16 protein-coding genes are annotated in these 20,385 nt (G+C 43.5%); all 16 read left to right on the top strand.

Annotated elements, in window-relative coordinates:
- The first annotated feature begins 47 nt into the window (after nt 1–47).
- Nucleotides 48–905 carry a phosphate ABC transporter permease subunit PstC gene (gene pstC, locus R8695_RS15150; RefSeq protein WP_118509187.1) on the top strand — a complete coding sequence of 286 codons (858 nt, stop codon included), beginning with the start codon at nt 48–50 and terminating at the stop codon, nt 903–905.
- On the top strand, nt 895–1,800 hold the full coding sequence (gene pstA / locus R8695_RS15145; RefSeq protein ID WP_118509188.1) for a phosphate ABC transporter permease PstA: 906 nt from the start codon (nt 895–897) through the stop codon (nt 1,798–1,800). Before pstC ends, pstA begins: the two co-directional genes overlap by 11 nt.
- A 5-nt stretch (nt 1,801–1,805) precedes the next feature.
- Nucleotides 1,806–2,564 carry a phosphate ABC transporter ATP-binding protein PstB gene (gene pstB / locus R8695_RS15140; protein ID WP_118509189.1) on the top strand — a complete coding sequence of 253 codons (759 nt, stop codon included), beginning with the start codon at nt 1,806–1,808 and terminating at the stop codon, nt 2,562–2,564.
- A gap of 2 nt (nt 2,565–2,566) precedes the next feature.
- Entirely contained in the window at nt 2,567–3,238 is a 672-nt protein-coding gene (phoU, locus tag R8695_RS15135) for a phosphate signaling complex protein PhoU (RefSeq protein ID WP_118509190.1), read from the top strand.
- Nucleotides 3,239–3,347: 109 nt separating this feature from the next.
- Complete coding sequence (locus R8695_RS15130) at nt 3,348–5,018, top strand: sensor histidine kinase (protein WP_308418795.1); 1,671 nt, start codon at nt 3,348–3,350, stop codon at nt 5,016–5,018.
- A 146-nt stretch (nt 5,019–5,164) separates the two neighbouring features.
- A complete protein-coding gene (locus R8695_RS15125) occupies nt 5,165–7,933 on the top strand; it encodes a glycoside hydrolase family 3 protein (protein WP_154779530.1) in 2,769 nt (922 codons plus the stop codon).
- 16 nt (nt 7,934–7,949) lie between these two features.
- Nucleotides 7,950–9,248, top strand: coding sequence for an Ig-like domain-containing protein (locus tag R8695_RS15120; RefSeq protein WP_154779531.1), 1,299 nt, complete (start codon nt 7,950–7,952; stop codon nt 9,246–9,248).
- 126 nt (nt 9,249–9,374) lie between these two features.
- Nucleotides 9,375–9,926, top strand: a complete 552-nt coding sequence (locus tag R8695_RS15115; RefSeq protein ID WP_118509193.1) for a TetR/AcrR family transcriptional regulator — start codon at nt 9,375–9,377, stop codon at nt 9,924–9,926.
- 142 nt (nt 9,927–10,068) lie between these two features.
- Entirely contained in the window at nt 10,069–10,659 is a 591-nt protein-coding gene (locus R8695_RS15110; RefSeq protein WP_118509194.1) for an HdeD family acid-resistance protein, read from the top strand.
- A gap of 120 nt (nt 10,660–10,779) precedes the next feature.
- Nucleotides 10,780–12,123 (top strand): radical SAM/SPASM domain-containing protein, encoded by a 1,344-nt coding sequence (locus R8695_RS15105; RefSeq protein ID WP_118509195.1) that lies wholly within the window; start codon nt 10,780–10,782, stop codon nt 12,121–12,123.
- A gap of 143 nt (nt 12,124–12,266) precedes the next feature.
- Nucleotides 12,267–13,913, top strand: coding sequence for a response regulator (locus R8695_RS15100; protein WP_118509196.1), 1,647 nt, complete (start codon nt 12,267–12,269; stop codon nt 13,911–13,913).
- A 3-nt stretch (nt 13,914–13,916) separates the two neighbouring features.
- The gene (locus R8695_RS15095) at nt 13,917–15,392 is read left to right on the top strand and encodes a sensor histidine kinase (RefSeq protein ID WP_118509197.1); all 1,476 of its coding nucleotides are present in this window, start codon (nt 13,917–13,919) and stop codon (nt 15,390–15,392) included.
- Nucleotides 15,393–15,578: 186 nt separating this feature from the next.
- Nucleotides 15,579–16,622, top strand: coding sequence for an ABC transporter substrate-binding protein (locus R8695_RS15090; protein WP_118331572.1), 1,044 nt, complete (start codon nt 15,579–15,581; stop codon nt 16,620–16,622).
- A 149-nt stretch (nt 16,623–16,771) separates the two neighbouring features.
- Nucleotides 16,772–18,292, top strand: coding sequence for a sugar ABC transporter ATP-binding protein (locus R8695_RS15085; protein WP_154779532.1), 1,521 nt, complete (start codon nt 16,772–16,774; stop codon nt 18,290–18,292).
- The gene (locus R8695_RS15080) at nt 18,292–19,347 is read left to right on the top strand and encodes an ABC transporter permease (RefSeq protein WP_118331574.1); all 1,056 of its coding nucleotides are present in this window, start codon (nt 18,292–18,294) and stop codon (nt 19,345–19,347) included. Before R8695_RS15085 ends, R8695_RS15080 begins: the two co-directional genes overlap by 1 nt.
- The gene (locus tag R8695_RS15075; RefSeq protein WP_118509199.1) at nt 19,347–20,372 is read left to right on the top strand and encodes an ABC transporter permease subunit; all 1,026 of its coding nucleotides are present in this window, start codon (nt 19,347–19,349) and stop codon (nt 20,370–20,372) included. Before R8695_RS15080 ends, R8695_RS15075 begins: the two co-directional genes overlap by 1 nt.
- Nucleotides 20,373–20,385: the final 13 nt, after the last annotated feature.

Genomic DNA, 20,385 nt, shown 5'->3' with positions numbered 1-20,385 from the left:
AAGTGACAGATTATGATTTTTGATACAAGGAAAGAAAGGTGTAATGAATGAACCACTTTAAAGAAAAAGCCATGAAATGTGTATTTCTGATCGCAGCCTGTACTTCAGTGCTGGCAGTATTTCTGATCTGTGCATTTCTGTTTGCTAATGGAATCCCGGCTATCGGGAAAATCGGTCCGCTGAAGTTCCTGCTGGGAACAAAGTGGAAGCCGTCAAACGATATTTTTGGAATCCTTCCAATGATCGTAGCAAGTATTTACGTAACTGCAGGTGCCATTCTTTTGGGTGTGCCCATCGCGTTATTTACTTCCATTTTTATGGCGCGCTACTGCCCGAAAAAAATTTACAGACCATTGAAATCAGGAATTGAACTGATGGCAGGCGTACCGTCTATTGTATATGGTTTCTTTGGACTGGTTCTTATCGTTCCGCTGATCAGACAAACCTTTGGAGGAACCGGGACAAGTATGCTGGCAGCCTGTGTTTTACTTGGAATGATGATCCTTCCGACCATCATCGGAGTTACAGAATCTGCCATCCGCAGCGTACCGGAGAGCTATTATGAAGGTTCTCTTGCACTGGGAGCAACCAAAGAGAGAAGCATTTTCTGTGTTATGCTTCCGGCAGCAAAATCCGGTATTCTGGCAGCAGTTGTTCTTGGAATCGGACGTGCCATCGGAGAAACAATGGCGGTTGTTATGGTAGCAGGAAACCAGCCGAGAATGCCTCAGGGAATCCTGAAAGGTGTCCGTACCATGACTGCAAACATTGTTACTGAGATGGGATATGCAACAGGTCTTCACAGAGAAGCCCTGATCGCAACAGCAGTGGTGTTATTTATCTTTATCCTTATCATTAACCTGAGTCTTTCTTTACTGAACAGGAGGGCAGAACATGCAAATTGAGACAGCAGCGGCAATTGATTTGTCAAAAGAAAAAAAGCAGAATGAGTCTTCTTTTTCAGACCAGATGAAGGCATACATGAAGCATCCGGGATCAGGAATCCTTGCACTGCTTACCCTGCTGGGGGCAGTCCTGACATTCGCATTGCTGTTCTTTTTGATTGGATATATTCTGGTCAAAGGTGTGCCGTATCTGTCCACTGACTTGTTCAGTTTAACGTATAATTCAGATAACCTTTCACTGCTTCCATCACTGATCAATACCTTTATCCTGACAGTAGTATCTCTTGTGATCGCAGCACCTCTGGGAATTTTTGCAGCGATCTATCTGGTAGAATATGCGAAAAAAGGAAGTAAGCTTGTAAATGTGATCCGTATTACAGCAGAAACACTTTCAGGAATTCCTTCTATTGTATATGGTCTTTTCGGTATGCTGTTTTTCGTAACAGCACTGCATTGGGGTCTGTCACTTTTATCCGGTGCGTTTACACTGGTGATTATGATTCTGCCGTTGATCATGCGTACAGCAGAAGAAGCACTGAAATCTGTTCCGGATTCTTACCGTGAAGCAAGTTTCGGACTGGGAGCAGGGAAACTTCGTACCATCTTTACCATTGTTCTGCCGTCAGCAGTACCTGGTATTCTGGCAGGTGTGATCCTGGCTATCGGACGTGTGATCGGTGAGACAGCAGCCCTGATCTATACAGCAGGTACAGTTGCAGAGGTACCGAAGAACCTGATGGGCTCCGGACGTACACTGGCACTTCACATGTATGTGCTGTCCGGTGAAGGTCTTCATATGAATCAGGCATCTGCGACAGCAGTTGTTATTCTGGCATTTGTTCTTGTGATCAATTTCCTGTCCGGAGCGGTTGCCAAACGAATTGCGAAAGGATAAGAAACATGAGTAATAACGCAAAAATAACAGTTGAAAATATGAATTTATATTACGGGAAATTCCATGCTTTAAAGAATATAAACATGGAGATTCCAGAGAAAGAAATCACAGCTTTTATCGGACCAAGTGGATGTGGTAAATCCACTCTGCTGAAGTCTTTAAACCGTATGAATGACCTGGTAGAAGGATGTGTGATCACCGGTAAAGTAGAACTTGACGGTGAAGATATTTACGGTGATATGGATGTGAATCTGCTTCGAAAAAGAGTGGGAATGGTGTTCCAGAAACCAAATCCATTTCCAATGAGTATCTACGATAATATCGCATATGGGCCAAGAACTCACGGTATCCGATCCAAAGCGAAACTGGATGATATTGTAGAGAAATCTCTTCGTGATGCCGCAATCTGGGACGAAGTAAAAGACCGTTTAAAGAAGAGTGCGTTGGGAATGTCGGGTGGTCAGCAGCAGAGACTCTGCATTGCCAGAGCTCTGGCAGTTCAGCCGGAAGTGCTTCTGATGGATGAACCGACATCTGCACTTGATCCTATCTCAACTTCCAAGATTGAGGAGCTGACGATGGAGTTAAAGAAGGATTATACCATTGTAATGGTAACTCATAATATGCAGCAGGCGACCCGAATTTCTGATAAAACAGCCTTCTTCTTATTGGGAGAAGTTATTGAATTTGCAGATACAGATAAGCTGTTTTCCATGCCTGCAGATAAGCGTACTGAGGATTATATTACAGGAAGGTTTGGTTGATTATGGCAAAGTATTTCGAGAGACAGCTGGAAGAACTGCATGTCCAGCTTATTACACTTGGAAGCTACTGTGAGAAAGCAATTTCGTTTTCAGCAAAAGCGATCCAGAATGTACAGAATGAGGAAATCGCCCGCCAGGTTTTTGAGACGGACAGAGATATTGATGCGAAAGAAAGAGAAATTGAGAATCTGTGCCTGAGTCTTTTACTTCATCAGCATCCTGTAGCAAGAGATCTGAGAGAAATTTCTTCTGCGCTTAAAATGGTTTCTGATATGGAACGTATCGGTGACCAGGCGGCAGATATTGCAGATCTGTCACTATATATTGCCAAAAACACCAGCGCCATACCGGATACGATCACACAGATGGCAGAAGATACTGTGCGCATGGTAACAGAGAGTGTAGATGCTTTTGTAAAAAATGATCTGGAGCTGTGCAGAAATGTTATTGACAGAGATGATGTAGTGGATCATGCTTTCAATGAGATCAAAGAAAAACTTGCAGATATGATCTACGGAGGAAAACTGGATGCCAAGACAGGTCTGGATCTTCTTATGACTGCCAAATATTTCGAGCGTATAGGAGATCATGCGGTAAATATTGCGGAATGGGTGGAATATTCCATCACAGGACAGCACAGAAATAATGAACATCAGGATTATAACAATAATTAAATAAGAAAGTCTTTGTTTATTTACAGGCTTTTTGTATCCGCAGGCGGGAACCGTTTGCGGATATTTGAGTATAAAATAAAGGTAACAAGAGAAGGGAAAGGGAAGAGAAGTGACAAAAAAGATTTTTAAATCAACGATGCTGGTCTGCTTTGTGGTTCTGGTCACAGGATTGCTTTTTGTAATGGGAATTCTTTATGGGAATTTCGGTGGCCAGCTGCAGAGGGAACTGACGAAAGAAGCTGCGTATCTGGAGTATGGGGTAGAGCAGCAGGGAGTGGAATATCTGCAGAATGTTTCTGATAAAAATTCACGTATTACCTATATTGCGCAGGATGGAACGGTACTTTTTGATAATGAAGCAGATGCTTATGAAATGGAGAATCATAAAGACAGGGAGGAGTTTCAGAAAGCAGAGAAATATGGAGCAGGGGAATCCTCCAGATATTCCAACACTCTTTCTGAGAAGACAATGTATTATGCATTACGTCTGAAAAATGGAAATGTCCTGCGTGTTTCGGGAACCCAGGAAACAGTAATAGTGCTGGTAAAAAATCTCGTACTTCCTTTATGCTGGATCCTGTTTCTGATGCTGGCTCTCTCCGGCATCATGGCATCTGTAATATCCAAAAGAATCGTAAAACCTGTCAATGAACTGGATCTGGAACACCCGGAAGAGAACCAAATCTATGAGGAACTTTCTCCTCTTTTAAGTAAGATCCACAGACAGAACAGAGAGATCCAGAAGCAGCTGGATCTGGCGAAACAGCAGCAGGAAGAGTTTTCCCTGATTACAGAAAATATGCAGGAAGGCCTGATCGTAATTGATAAATATACCATGATCCTGTCTGCCAATTCCAGTGCATGGAATCTGTTCCATGTAGATAAGGCGTGTCAGGGAGAGAGTGTTTACTGTCTGGATCGTGCAGAGGATTTTCGCCATGCAATAGAGCATGTCCTGGGTGGGGAGCATGCAGAACTTGTTCTGAAATTAAATGGAAATGATATTCAGCTCATCGCCAATCCTGTAGTGCGTGGAGAGAAGACAGAAGGTGCAGTGATCCTCCTGGTGGATGTAACTGAAAAATTAGAACGAGAGAATCTGCGAAGGGAATTTTCCGCAAATGTCTCCCATGAACTGAAAACGCCGCTGACTTCCATTTCCGGATTTGCGGAGATCATTCAGAATGGCTTTGTGCAGGAACAGGATATTCCGAAGTTTGCAGGACGTATTTATAAAGAAGCGCAGAGACTTCTTCAGCTGGTGGAAGATGTGATCCAGATTTCTCAGCTGGATGAGGAAAAAACACCATATATCTGGGAACCTGTGGATATTTATCAGGTCTGCAAGAATGCTTTTGACAGTCTGAAAGAGAAAGCACAGCAGATGAATGTTCATCTTTATATCTGTGGAGAATCCATGAAAATTGAGGCGGTTCGGACACTTCTGGAAGAAGCGGTTTATAACATTTGTGACAATGCGATCAAATACAACAGAAATGATGGAAATGTAAGTATATTTCTGACACAGACTGCCCAGGAAGCGCAGATCGTGGTTAAGGATACGGGAATCGGAATCCCGGCAGAAGATCAGGACAGAGTGTTTGAACGTTTCTACAGGGTAGATAAGAGTCATTCCAAAGAGATCGGAGGAACCGGTCTGGGACTTTCTATTGTAAAACATGCAGTCAGCACTCTTCAGGGCAAGATCATCCTTCGAAGCGAGGAAGGAAGCGGCACAGAGATCATTATGAGATTTTTGAAAACACATAAGGAGCAATAGAAACACAGCAGAGACAAGAAGGTGGGCTTTTTTACAAATTCATGTTGGCTGACAGGAAATATTTAGGGTTTTCAGAAGATATTTTTTCTGCTAAGATGAAAGGAGAATTCGTTTATGATGCGAACAAAAGAAGGAGAAAAGACCACATGAATAATTATAAACTGAATCTGGAAAAATATGCGGCTCTTGCCAGACAGGCAGCTGCAGAAGGCTGTGTACTGTTGGAGAACCGAGATCAGGCACTGCCGCTGAAAGCAGGGGAAAAAGTAGCCGTTTTTGGCCGTATGGCATTTCATTATTATAAAAGCGGACTGGGTTCCGGGGGACTGGTAAATACCAGATATACCGTAGGGATTCTGGATGCACTGAAAGGGAATAAGGAACTTCATTTGGACGAGAAGCTTCTGGAGATCTACAGCAGATGGATCGAGGAAAATCCTTTCGATGAAGGAGAAGGCTGGGGTAAGGTTCCGTGGTGTCAGAAAGAAATGCCTGTAACTGAGGAAATGCTGGAATGTGCTGGAAAGAATGATGTCTCTCTGGTAGTGATCGGAAGAACTGCAGGAGAGGATCAGGATAACAATGCAGGTGCAGGAAGCTACTGCCTGACTGAGACGGAAGAAGAGCTGATCGCGAAAGTATGCGCTGCCAGCAGAAGAACTGTCGTTGTCCTCAATGTGGGTAATATCATTGATATGAGCTGGGTGGCGAAGTATCAGCCACAGGCTGTCATCTATGTATGGCAGGGAGGTCAGGAAGGCGGAAACGGTGCAGTAGATGTGCTTACAGGTAAGGTATGTGCCTGTGGAAAGCTGACAGATACCATTGCAGCAGATATTCATGATTATCCGTCAACGGCAGATTTCGGAGATCCGTATAAGAATTTTTATAAAGAAGATATTTATGTGGGCTACCGGTATTTCGAAACTTTTGCGAAGGATAAAGTGCTTTATCCCTTTGGATATGGATTATCCTATACAACATTTGAGACGAAAGCCGAGATTTCCGGGAATACAGAGGATGAGCTGACCGTATCTGCCACAGTTACCAATACAGGTAGTGTGAAGGGAAAAGAAGTAGTACAGGTTTATGCAAAAGTACCTCAGGGAAAACTGGGAAATCCTGCACGAAAACTTATCGCATTTGCCAAGACAGCAGAACTGGCATCTGGAGAGACAGAGGAATTATGTATCATTATCCCGAAATATGATATGGCTTCCTATGATGACAGCGGCGTGACAGGTCATAAATCCTGCTATGTGCTGGAAGCGGGAACCTATGAGATCTTTGTGGGCAGTGATGTAAGAAGTGTGCAGCCAGCCGGAAGTTATGAAGAGAAATTCCGTGTACTGGAAGAACTTCAGGAGGCGTATGCGCCTGTGGAAGCATTCCGCAGAATGAAAGCAGTTCAGCAGCCGGACGGCACTTACACAGCGACAGAAGAGGAGGTTCCGCTGCGGACTGTGGATCCTCAGGTACGCAGAAAAGAGAATCTGCCTGCAGAGCTGGAAATCACAGGAGACAAAGGTTATAAGCTGGTGGACGTACTGGATGGCAAAGTATCTCTGGATGAGTTCACTGCTCAGATCAGCAGAGAAGACCTGATCGCCATGTTCCGTGGGGAAGGTATGTGCAGCCCGAAGGTCACAGCAGGAACAGCGGCTGCATTTGGCGGTATCACAGATACCCTGCAGGCACTGGGAATTCCGGCAGGCTGCTGTGCAGACGGACCTTCCGGTATTCGAATGGACTGTGGAACCAAGGCATTCTCCCTGCCTAATGGAACGTTGCTTGGATGTACATTTAATACAGAACTTGTAGGTGCTTTATATGAAATGACAGGGAAAGAGCTTCGTCTCAACAAGATTGATTCTCTTCTTGGACCAGGCATGAACATTCACAGAAATCCGCTGAACGGACGTAATTTCGAATACATTTCAGAAGATCCTCTTCTCACAGGAAGGATCTGTGCGGCACAGGTAAAAGGAATGAGAAGATCAGGGATCGGAAGCACTATCAAGCATTTCTGTGGCAATAACCAGGAGGTTGGCAGAAGCACTTCTGATTCTGTAATGTCTGAGAGATGTCTACGTGAGATTTATCTGAAAGGCTTTGAAATCGCAGTGAAAGAGGGCGGGGCTCGTTCTGTAATGACTACTTATGGAAGCGTAAACGGTCTGTGGACAGCTGGAAGCTATGATCTGTGCACCACTATTCTCCGCAAAGAATGGGGATTTGACGGTATTGTAATGACTGACTGGTGGGCGAAGTCCAACTATGAGGGACACCAGGCAGAAGTACCTGTAAAAGCGCCGATGGTTGCGGCCCAGAACGATATTTATATGGTAGTAACAGATGCCAGATCCAATCCGGAGCAGGATGATGTGGAAGCACAGCTGAATGCAGGAGTGATCACGATAGGTGAACTTCAGCGAAATGCCAGGAATATCCTGGGATTCTTATTAAAGAGTCCTGCAATCCTTCATATGGCCGGACGTATCAGTGAGGAAGAACTGGAGGCCATGAACGCCAGAGAAGAAGACGACGTAGATGCCAATAATCTGGTGAAACTGACCAGTGATCCTGAAACACAGGAGATCGTTATTGATGGTTCTCTGCTGCATCCGGCAAGAGGAAACGCAGATGTTCTGGCTGTAACCAATGATTTCTTGGGAGATTTCAACGTGATCTTTACCATGAAATCAGACCTGGATCCTCTGGCGCAGCTTCCGGTATCTGTATTCCTGGATAATATCCATAAGATGACAGTATCCATCCAGGGAACCCAGGGCAAATGGATCCAGGAGACAAGGATCCTGAATATGGGATTTGGAAACAATCATTATATCAAGCTGTATTACGGAGCTGATAATCTTCAGATCAAAGAGATACGACTGGTTCCGGTAACGGAATAAACAAAGGGGGTATTATATGAAAAAGAAATGGGGACTGGCATTACTGGCATCTGCATGCTGCCTGCTTATGAGTCCGACAGGAATACTGGCTGCACAACCGACAGAACTGTTTACTGCAGAGGAAACAGTTACATCAGACACAGAGCAGAATTCTGAAACCACTGAATTTACAAATGATGTTAATGATGCTGAACAATATTACGATAATTATGTTAGTAATCATGAGCATGTATATGCGGAAGAGATCGTTGTACCTGCTGACTGCCTGAACGGGGGGACGAAAAAGCTTACCTGTGTTCTGTGTGGTATTTCACATACAGAAACCATCCCGCCTCTGGGACATAACACAGAGGAAATAAGAAATGTGGTAAAGGCCACCTGTGCACACGAAGGTTATACAGGCGACGTGTATTGCAGCAAATGCCAGACTCTTATGGAAAAAGGAGAAATCGAACCTGCTCATACTACCCATGATTATCCTTATGTGATTAATGCTATAGAACCCACCTGTTATTCTACAGGATGGACAGAAGGTCTGGAGTGTCTGACTTGTGGGAAAACGATCAAAGAACCGAAAAAAATCCCGAAGTTACCACATACTAAAAAGATCACCAAAAAAGGCAGGAAAGCCACTTGTATGGAAAATGGATATACAGATGAGATCGTCTGCGGAGTATGTGGGGCGTCCCTGCAGGACAGTGAGATAATCTGGGCTTTAAACCACAAATATGACAAGAATGCAAAGTGGAAAAAATACAAGGTAACTTCTACTGCAGCATATCAGTATAAAGAATGTACACGCTGCGGAGAGAAGAAGATCAAGAAGTATATTACAGTTCAGCCTTCTTTCGAGAGTGTATGGATGCAGCTGGGAATGGATTTTGACATCAGTTTGGAAATAACCGGACCAGATTCTGTCAAAAGCTGGTCCAGCAGTAACACTTCCATTGCCAAGGTGCATAAGAACTCAGACGGCTCCTGTAAAGTAACAGCAGGATCAAAGCCGGGAAATGTAAAGATTTATTACACTACAAAGGCCGGGATCAGAAATTATGTGAAATTTACAATTGCCAGAATAACACGGCAGATACGGAATGTTCCGGCGAATAAGACACTTAAGGCAGGAAAATCTTTCACTCTGAAACCGCAGCGTGTGCCTGCAAACAGTACAGAGAAAATAACCTATAAATCCAGCAATACCAAAATCGCCACAGTCAGTACCAAAGGTGTGATCAAGGCGAAGAAAAAAGGTACAGTAACTATAACTGTAAAATCAGGAGATGTAAAAGTCAGATGCAGGGTAACTGTAAAATAAAGTTACTGAGATAATTGTGGAATCCATATCTTGCAAAAAAATCCTCTTTATGGCATAATACATAAAATCAAAGGAACCTGATAATGAATGACATAATATGTAAATGCAGTGATTGAGGGAAGAGAAATGTCTGGTTTTACGAAGGATATAATTGCAAGGACTCTGATCGAGCTTCTGGATGAGAAGCCCATGTCCAAGGTTACGGTAAAAGATATCGTAGAGAGATGCGGTGTCAACAGGAACACGTTTTATTATCATTTTCATGATATTCCGGAAGTTGTGGAATATGTCCTGAAAAGAAAATGGGATGAAATCCTGAATTCGCCCAGAGAGAGTAACTCCATTCTGGAATGTATGGAAGAGATGGCGGATATTGTAAAGGCAAACAGAAGGATGATGCTGAATGTTTACCGTTCAGTAAAGAGAGATGCATTTCTGTATTATATGAATGAAGTATCCGGTTATGTATTTACCCGGTATTTCGAGAAGAATACAGAACGTCTGGAGATTGATGATCATGAGAGGATGCTTCTGATCAAATATTATAAATGTCTGTATATCGGTCTTCTGATGGACTGGCTGGATCAGGGCATGAAAGAAGACCTGTCCGAGCAGATCCAGGACATGGCAGAGCTGATGGAAAAGCGTAAAGATCTCTTACATAATCTCAATAATTAACAGAAAGATCAAACAGAATACAAAATACGCAGGATTTAAACAATATTACGGCTGGTGTCTGAAATTTGGACACCAGCCTGTTTTTGTCTATTTATTGTTAAAGCTTTAACATCTATAATGCAGACATGAGAGGAGGGTACGTATGGAAGCAATAAGACAGTTAAAAATAGCGAAAAACGGATATATCATCATGTCGCTTTTATTTGTCATCCTGGGAATATGTCTGATCATCTGGCCAGATTGTTCTTTAAAGCTGTTCTGCACGCTGATCGGGATCATGCTCATTGCATACGGATGTATCAAGATCGTAGGTTATTTTTCCAAAGATTATTACTGCCTGGCATTCCAGTTTGATCTGGCGTTCGGAATTCTGCTGATCGCAGTGGGCGCGATCATTATTGCACGCAGGGAGCAGGTGGTGAATCTGATCTTTGCAATCTTTGGGATTCTGACACTTGCGGATGCATTGTTTAAGATTCAGATGTCTATGGATGCGAAAAGATTCGGGCTGAGCCTCTGGTGGAGGATTCTGGTGGTGGCTGTTCTGACAGGAATTCTGGGAGTCCTGCTTCTGATCAGGCCATTTGATGCTGCGGAGATCATGATGATCCTGGTAGGAGTTTCGTTCTTATTTGAAGGAATCCTGAATCTGTGTGTGGCGATCTATACGATCAAGATCCTGGAGAACCGCAGACCGGATATTATAGATATGGATGATTTCGAAAAGCGCTGACAGCAGCAGATCATTCATGATAAAAAACAGATGATATTTAGAAAGGGACGGGCATATTTAAGAATAAACCGTTTCATATAGTACAAGGTTTTGTACAGTACAACAAGGAGGAGAAAGATTATGAATATCATGGACAAAGCAAAACAGGCTGCACTGATCGCAGCTGTTAAGACAGGATTAAATTATCTGGAAAAAGATCCTGAAGTAAATATACCGAAATTAATGGAACTGATCGATAAAGTTGTTCCGGACGGCTGGTATGAAGGTCAGAGAAATGCCATCAGAAATGCCATTCAGGATAAAAACAGCAACTGGTACAAACTGATCCTGAGAATCTACGATCTGGATCCGGGTGTACGTGAAGCATTCTTTACAAACTTCATCACAAACGCCAGCTTAAAGGGAAGCGCTATTCAGCAGGAAGTATCTGAGAAGAACAACTGCAACGTACCGTGGGCGATCCTTCTGGATCCTACAAGTGCCTGTAATCTGCACTGCACAGGATGCTGGGCAGCTGAATACGGTCACAAACTGAACCTCGATTTCGACACCATCTGCTCTATCGTAGAACAGGGAAGAAAACTTGGAACATACATGTACATCTACACAGGCGGTGAACCTCTGGTACGTAAAAAAGACCTGATCCGTATCTGTGAGAAATATCCGGACTGCGAATTCCTTTCCTTTACCAATGGTACTCTGATCGATGAAGAGTTCTGCCAGGAAATGCTCCGTGTAAAGAACTTCGTACCTGCCATCAGCCTGGAAGGTTCTGAAGAAGCAAACGACGGACGCCGTGGGGACGGTGTTTATGACAAAGTTATGCATGCAATGGAACTTCTGAAATCTCACAAACTTCCATTCGGTGTTTCCACCTGCTATACTTCTGCAAACGTAGACAGTGTCAGCAGCGAAGAATACTTCGATCACATTATCGACTGTGGCGCACTGTTCGTATGGTTCTTCCATTACATGCCGACAGGTAACGAAGCAGTAGTAGAATTAATGCCGAACCCGCAGCAGCGTGAAAAAATGTACCACCAGATCAGAAAATTCCGTCAGACCAAGTCCATCTTCAGCATGGATTTCCAGAACGATGCAGAATATGTAGGCGGATGTATTGCAGGTGGAAGACGTTACCTGCATATCAATGCAAACGGCGATGTTGATCCATGTGTATTTATCCATTATTCAAATGCCAATATTTATAAGAACACTCTGCTTGAAGCACTGAAGAGCCCGATCTTCATGGCATATCATGACGGACAGCCATTTAATGAAAACATGCTTCGTCCGTGCCCGATGCTTGAGAATCCGAAACTTCTCCGCCAGATGGTAGAGAAAACAGGAGCCAAGTCCACAGACCTTCAGTCTCCGGAAACAGTAGAGCATCTCTGTGCGAAATGTGATGCCTATGCAGAACGCTGGACACCAAAGGCAGAGGAACTTTTCCAGAAAAAATAAACTAATAAATCATTCAACCTGTAGATCAGGCCCTGCCCGGCTTCCCTGTCCGGATGGGGCCTTTTTGTCGAAAAAAACAACTTGCCTGATAATTCAATCTGTATTAAAGTTATAAAAAGAATACGGGAAGGGAGAGTAGAGACATGCTGAAAACCTTTTTGGTAGAAGATGAAGTTATAGTGAGGGAAACGATCAAGCGTATGATCCCGTGGGAACAGTATGGATTTGAACTGGCAGGAGAGGCTGCTGACGGAGAGATGGCATTGCCCCTGATCCTGAAATTCAGACCGGATCTTCTGATCACAGATATAAAAATGCCATTTATGGATGGATTAACTTTATGTAAACTTGTAAAAAAAGAACTTCCGGATATCAAGATCGTGATCCTCAGTGGATATGATGATTTTAATTATGCTAAACAGGCCATCAGCATCGGAGTGGAAGACTATCTGCTGAAACCCATCACGAAGAATGCCTTTATCGAGAGACTGGTAGAGATCCATAACCGTTATGAGCATGAGAAGACACAGAAGGAATATTATGAGAAGTTCCGTCTGGAAATGCAGGAATATGAACGGAATGCAAGCAGGGATTTCTTTGAATCCCTGGTAAGAGCGGATTCAGACCTGGAGGAAGTTTATAAAAGAGCAGACAAGCTGAATCTTGATATTGTGGCAGAAGCATATAATATCCTTATTTTCACACCGGATACCTCAGACAGCAGTTACAGTTCTGTGGAAGGAGATTCTGACTGGGAAGCAGAAGTACATAAGAAGATTGAGAATTATTTCCTCAGCCATCCGGTTGCAATCCTTTTCCGCCATCAGGTGTTCAGTTATGCCATTCTGGTAAAGGGACAGCATGATACCATCAGCAGAAATACCCGGGACTGCGTGGAGGCTGTCCGGAATATTATGGAAGAAACAAGCCAGAATGCAGACTGGTTTATCGCTGTGGGAGAGGATGCAGACAGACTGAGCCAGATCCGGCACAGCTACCGTACAGCCATGAGAGCCTATTCTTTCCGATATCTTTATGATGGACATATTCTGGCATATGATACGCTGGAAGAGGAAAATGAAAATTCCTGTAGTACATATAAAGAAGAGAATGTCCAGCTGAAAAATGTCAATGTCAATGCCCTGAATCCGGCAATCCTGCAGAAATTTCTAAGCAGCGGACTTGCTGAGGAAGTGGATGGATTTGTACAGGATTATTTCCACGCCATCGGTCAGGAGCCTATGGGATCTCTGGTATTCCGGAACTATGTAGTGCTGAATGTGCGATTTTCGGTGCTTTCTTTCCTGAAAAAACTGGGATGCGATGTTTCAGGAATTGAAGAAGAGGAGACAGACGATATCGTAGAGCAGACAGGCAGATCCATGGAAGCGGCAGTAAGCTATTGCGATAAACTGCTGAAAAAAGCCATTGCCATCCGTGATGAGAATGCAGGAAATCAGAACCGCAGTGTTCTGAAAAAGGCCGTAGAATTTATTGATGAGAATTACATGGATGAAGATCTTTCCCTGAATAAAGCTGCACATGTGGCCAATGTCAGCGCCAATCATTTCAGTGCGATCTTTAGCCAGAATATGGGGCAGACCTTTATTGAATATCTTACAGAGCTGAGGATGAACAAGGCCAAGGAACTTCTACGTTGCACTTCCAAGCGTTCCAGCGAGATCGCAGGAGAAGTAGGATATAAAGATGCCCACTACTTCAGCTACCTTTTCAAAAAGGCCCAGGGCATGACACCCAGCGAATATCGTAAAACGAGAGGAGAAGCCTGATCCATGAAGGAGAAACAGGAGAAACTGGAAAATAAGATGAAGTGGATGCTTCTGAGCACTATGATTCCTATGGCTGTTCTGATCATAGTGCTTCTTGTTTTTTTCTGGCACTATACCAACAAATACAATCAGTTATCCAACAATCTGGCAGTCAGTTCCGAATATAATGCCAACTACAGAAATTCCAACAATGACATGAGTTTCAAAGATGAAGTGGATATGGATATTTATTATGTCACCATCGGCAGGAAGGGCAGGGATGGCCTTCCCATAGAGCAGGTGGATAAAGCCATTGACACAGTAGAGAAACTGAAAAATACCTCTACGAAGAAAGAAAGTCTGCGTTCTTTAAAATATATGACGAATTATCTTACCAACCTAAAAAAAAGGATGAACCAGCTTCTTGAGATCAAAGATTATGAAGAACGCCAGGAATTCGTGGCAAATAATACAGAGATCCTGACTACATTGTTTGAAAAGGAAATGCAGAATTATATTTACCAGGAGGCGACCCAGCTGGTACAGCTGGAATCCCAGCTTGCAGGAAATGTACGGCTTACCCTTCTGACCATGTGTGCCGTTATTCTTTTGTCAGTGATCATATTGCTGCGCCGTTCTTTCCGGCTGACCTACAGCATTACCAAACCGGTTTCTGAGATTCTTCAGAATATTAAGAAGGTAGGAAAAGGGGAGTATAAAAATATTTCCGCTGTGCCTGCTGACTGTGTGGAGATCCAGGAGCTGGATGCAGGAACTAGAAAGATGGCAGGCCGGATCAAAGGACTTCTGGAAAATGTCCGGAAGGAGCAGGAAGCCCAGCATCTTACAGAACTGCAGCTGATCCAGGCACAGGTAAATCCTCATTTTCTCTATAATACACTGGATACCATCGTATGGCTGGTTGAGGGGGGAATGGACCAGGATGCGGTGGATATGATCACAAGCCTGTCTGTTTTTTTCCGGACATCCCTTTCCAAAGGAAAAGATATTATTCCTCTGTCAGAAGAGGAACGCCATACCCTGAGTTATCTGGAGATCCAGCAGTCCAGATACAGGGATATTCTGGAATTCGAGATCAATATTCCGGCAGAATTGGACAATATCATGGTTCCCAAGCTTACCCTGCAGCCCCTTGCTGAGAATGCGCTTTATCACGGAATCAAGAATAAGCGGGGAAAAGGCAAGATCCTTATAGAAGGATTTGACCTGGGAGAGGATATGATGCTGAGAGTCACAGACAATGGACAGGGGATGACGCCGGAACGTCTTCATGAGGTACAGGAAGCAATCCGTACCGGGGAGAGAGCCGGATTCGGACTTGCGGCGGTATCAGAGAGGATCGCACTTTATTACGGACCGGGATATGGACTGAAGATTTCTTCCACAGAGGGAGAAGGAACTGTGATGGAGGTGTATATGGCGAAGAAGATTATGTCGACCAATGATGAATTGTGCGATATGAATATAAAAATAAGGTGATAATTTATTTCTATGTTTATAATGCACAATAAAAAATCCAACTTCTGAAATAAAAAAACAAACTTTGTATAAATTATGAACAAAATATGATAGAAGAATAAACTTTTTGCGGAAAATATTCTATGGAATTTTTCTGGATTTTTACTATAATAAAGACATCTTAAATGAATCGGGAGGATTTACAAAATGAAGAAAAAAATCGTGTCAGCTTTATTAACAGCAACAATGGTATGCGGTATGAGCGTTGTTCCGGCAGTGGGTGTAGCAGCAGCGGATGACACAATCACAGTTGGTTTTTCACAGGTAGGTGCTGAATCTGACTGGCGTACAGCTAATACAGAATCCATGAAATCCACATTCAGCGAAGAGAACGGATATGAATTAATCTTCGACGATGCACAGCAGAAACAGGAAAACCAGTTAACAGCAATCCGTAACTTCATCCAGCAGGAAGTTGATTACATCGTACTTGCTCCTGTAACAGAGACAGGTTGGGATACAGTTCTCCAGGAAGCAAAAGACGCAGGAATCCCTGTAATTATCGTAGACCGTATGGTTGATGTATCTGATGACAGCCTTTACACAGCATGGGTTGGATCAAACTTCAAACTTGAAGGTCAGAAAGCTATGGCATGGTTGGATGCATATCTGGAAGCAAAGGGACGTGGAGATGAAGAAATCAATCTTGTTGACATCCAGGGAACTATCGGTGCATCTGCTCAGATCGGACGTACACAGGGATTTGATGATGCAGTAGAGGCTCATGACAACTGGACAACACTTGCACAGCAGTCAGGTGAATTTACACAGGCCAAAGGTCAGGAAGTTATGGAATCTATCCTGAAACAGAGCGGTGATGACATTGATGTTGTTTACTGTGAGAATGATAACGAGGCATTTGGTGCAATTGATGCCATCGAAGCAGCAGGCTACGAAGTTGGTGGAGAAGAAGGCCAGATCCTTGTAATGTCCTTCGATACAACAAATGCTGGTCTTACAGATACATTAAGCGGAAAGATCACACTGGATACAGAGTGTAACCCATTACACGGACCACGTGTACAGGAAATCATCGAGAAACTTGAAGCTGGCGAAGAGGTTGACAAACAGGCTTATGTAGATGAAGAAATGTTTGCAGCTGATGATACAGTTACATCTATCAAAGTTGACGACGCTGACTATGAAGTAACAACTATTACACAGGACATCATTGATGGACGTGCATACTAATTATTAGTGTAAATCCGGAGCGTGGTTCATAATTCGGAGAAACCCGGGTTGCGGACCACGCTACCTTTATGCCATGAATTAACCCGCTTTGCTGAAAAAAATTCAGCGATGAGGGGTAAAAACCAGTATAGAAAGCAGGTGGAAAGATTATGGAACAAAATGTAGTATTGGAGATGCGTGATATTTCCAAAAATTTCACTGGCGTTCGTGCCCTTTCCCATGTGGACTTTACCCTTCGTAGAGGTGAGATCCACGCACTGATGGGTGAGAACGGTGCAGGTAAATCAACACTGATCAAGGTTCTGACCGGTGTTCATGAATTTGAAAGCGGTTCTATTCATATGGCCGGAAACAGCAATGCAATTGTAAATCATTCTCCGCAGGAGGCACAGGCAAACGGTATCAGTACAGTATACCAGGAAGTAAACCTTTGCCCGAACCTGACTGTAGCCGAAAACTTATTTATCGGCAGAGAGCCGAGAAAGATGGGAATGATCGATTGGAAGCAGATGAATGAGCGCTCAGGAAAACTTCTTGAGAGCCTGGACATTCATGTGCCGCCAACACAGCAGCTGGAAGAGTGTTCCATCGCGATCCAGCAGATGATCGCAATTGCACGTGCGGTTGATATGAAATGTCGTGTACTGATCCTGGATGAGCCGACTTCCTCACTGGATGATGATGAAGTTGAAAAATTGTTCGTACTTATGAGAAGACTTCGTGATGAAGGTGTAGGTATTATCTTCGTTACCCACTTCCTTGAACAGGTATATGCAGTCTGCGACAGAATTACAGTTCTTCGTAACGGCGAACTGGTAGGAGAGTATGAGACAAAAGATCTTCCACGAGTTATGCTGGTTGCCAAGATGATGGGTAAAGACTTTGATGACCTTGCCGATATCAAAGGCGAGCACAAAGATAAGAAACAGGGAAAACCTGAACCTGTTATCGAAGCCAAAGGGCTTTCTCATAAAGGAACCATTAAACCATTTGACCTTACCATTAACAAAGGAGAGGTTATTGGTCTTACCGGACTTCTTGGTTCCGGACGTTCCGAACTTGTACGTACCATCTATGGTGCAGACAAAGCAGAGACTGGAACCCTTAAGGTTAAAGGTAAAGAAGCAAAGATCAACAGTCCTCTGGATGCTATGAAGCTTGGTATGGCGTATCTTCCGGAAGACAGAAAAGCAGAAGGTATCATTGCTGATCTTTCTGTAAGAGAAAATATTATTATAGCGCTCCAGGCTAAACGTGGTATGTTCCATCCATTAAGCAAGAAAGAAATGGAAGAAGCAGCCGATAAGTATATTAAACTGCTGCAGATCAAGACAGCAAGCCGTGAAACCCCGATCAAGAGCCTGTCCGGTGGTAACCAGCAGAAGGTTATCCTTGGAAGATGGCTTCTGACAAATCCGGATTACCTGATCCTGGATGAGCCGACCCGAGGTATTGATATCGGTACGAAAACTGAGATTCAGAAACTGGTTCTTGATCTTGCAGATCAGGGAATGGCAGTTACATTTATCTCCTCAGAGGTTGAGGAAATGCTCCGTACCTGTTCCCGTATGGCAGTCCTTCGTGACGGTCAGAAGGTAGGCGAGCTGGAAGAGAATGAACTTTCCCAGAGCGGAGTTATGAAAGCTATTGCCGGAGGTGACGATAAATAATGAATAAGAGTAAATTAAAGAAAATAACAAGTGCGCGTCTGTTTCTTCCTATCGTGTGTCTCATCGCCGTACTTTTGCTCAATGTGATCAAGACACCGGACTTCTTTAATGTATCGATTCGAAACGGTGTACTTTACGGTTATATCATTGATGTTATCAATCGTGCTTCAGAGCTGGTTATCCTTGCAATCGGTATGACACTGGTAACAGCGGCATCCGGTGGACAGGATATCAGTGTTGGTGCGATCATGGCTGTAGCAGCTGCAGTTTGCTGTCAGATTCTTTCCGGTGGACAGGTTTCTGTAAATGAGTATCAGAACTCGATTATCATTGCAGTGATTGCAGCGCTTCTTGCATCTGCATTATGTGGTGCGTTCAATGGATTTCTGGTTGCCAGGCTGAATATTCAGCCGATGGTTGCAACTTTGATCCTTTATACAGCCGGACGTGGTATTGCACAGCTTGTAACAAACGGACAGATTACTTATATCCGTGTGGATTCTTTCAAGATGGCAGGTGGTTACATTGGAAAGTGTCCGATTCCAACTCCTATTTTCTTTGCGATCATTACAGTTTTAATTGTTTACCTGATCCTGAAGAAAACAGCACTTGGTCTTTACATTGAAAGTGTTGGTATTAATGGAAAGGCAGCCCGCCTTGTTGGATTAAATTCCACAATGATCAAATTCCTTACTTATGTTATTTGTGGTGTTCTGGCTGGTATCGCCGGAATCGTGGCATCCAGCCGTATCTACTCCGCAGATGCAAACAACATCGGTCTTAACCTGGAAATGGATGCTATCCTTGCAGTAGCACTTGGCGGAAACTTCCTTGGCGGTGGTAAATTCAGTCTGATCGGTTCCGTAATTGGTGCTTATACCATTCAGGCTCTGACCACAACACTCTATGCAATGAACGTAAAAGCTGACCAGCTTCCTGTTTATAAGGCAATCGTGGTAGTCATCATCGTTACTCTGCAGAGTGATGTATTTAAAAAATATATTGCCGGCTTAAAAGCTAAAAAGAGTGTGGCAGTAGAAGGAGGTCAGAAGTAATGAAAGCAAATGGAATGCAGAAAAAGAAAATGACAGGAAACGGCTTCCTGCTTCTGATAACAATCGCTTTATTTGTAGTAATGTATATTGCTGGTATGATCATCTTCGCTGACAAAGGTTTCGCGAAACCGCAGATGTTTCTGAACCTGTTCGTATCTAATGCAGGTCTTCTGGTTATTGCGTGTGGTCTTACTATCGTTATGATCACCGGTGGTATTGATATTTCCGTTGGTTCTGTAACAGCTCTTGTTTGTATGGTTCTTGCAGATCTGATGGAGAACAAAGGTGTAAATACATATGTGGCAGTTTTAGTTGCATTGCTCATTGGTGTTGCATTCGGTATTGTTCAGGGCTTCCTGGTAGCTTACCTTGACATTCAGCCATTCATCGTTACTCTGGCTGGTATGTTCTTTGGACGTGGTATGACAGCTATCATCAGTACTGATATGATTTCCATTAAGAATGAATTATTCCTGAAATGGGCGAACTACCGTTTTTATATGCCTTTTGGTTCTACCAATAAGAAAGGTAAATTTATTCCGGCGTATATTCCGCCGACAGTTGTGATCGCACTGATCATTGTAGTTATTATTGCAGTTCTTCTGAAATATCGTAAATTCGGACGTAAGCTTTATGCCATCGGCGGTAACCGTCAGAGTGCATTGATGATGGGTCTGAATGTTAAGAAGACAATGTTCCAGGCTTATGTTCTGGATGGTTTCCTTGCAGGTCTCGGCGGTTTCCTGTTCTGCTTAAACAGCTGCGCAGGTTTCGTTGAACAGGCGAAAGGTCTTGAGATGGATGCGATTTCATCAGCAGTTATCGGTGGTACACTTCTTTCCGGTGGTGTTGGTACTCCGATCGGTACATTGTTTGGTGTTCTGATCAAAGGTACAATTTCCAGTTTGATCACTACTCAGGGTACTTTATCAAGCTGGTGGGTAAGAATTATTCTTTCCGCACTGCTCTGCTTCTTCATTGTTATTCAGTCTGTGATCGCTTCTATGAAGAAGAAAAATAAATAAGTGATGATGTAAA

This window comes from Blautia luti (genome assembly GCF_033096465.1).
Classification (GTDB): Bacteria; Bacillota; Clostridia; order Lachnospirales; family Lachnospiraceae; genus Blautia_A; species Blautia_A luti.
The sequence above is the reverse complement of the archived record's forward strand: the minus strand, read 5'-3'. Positions and strand labels throughout refer to the sequence as shown.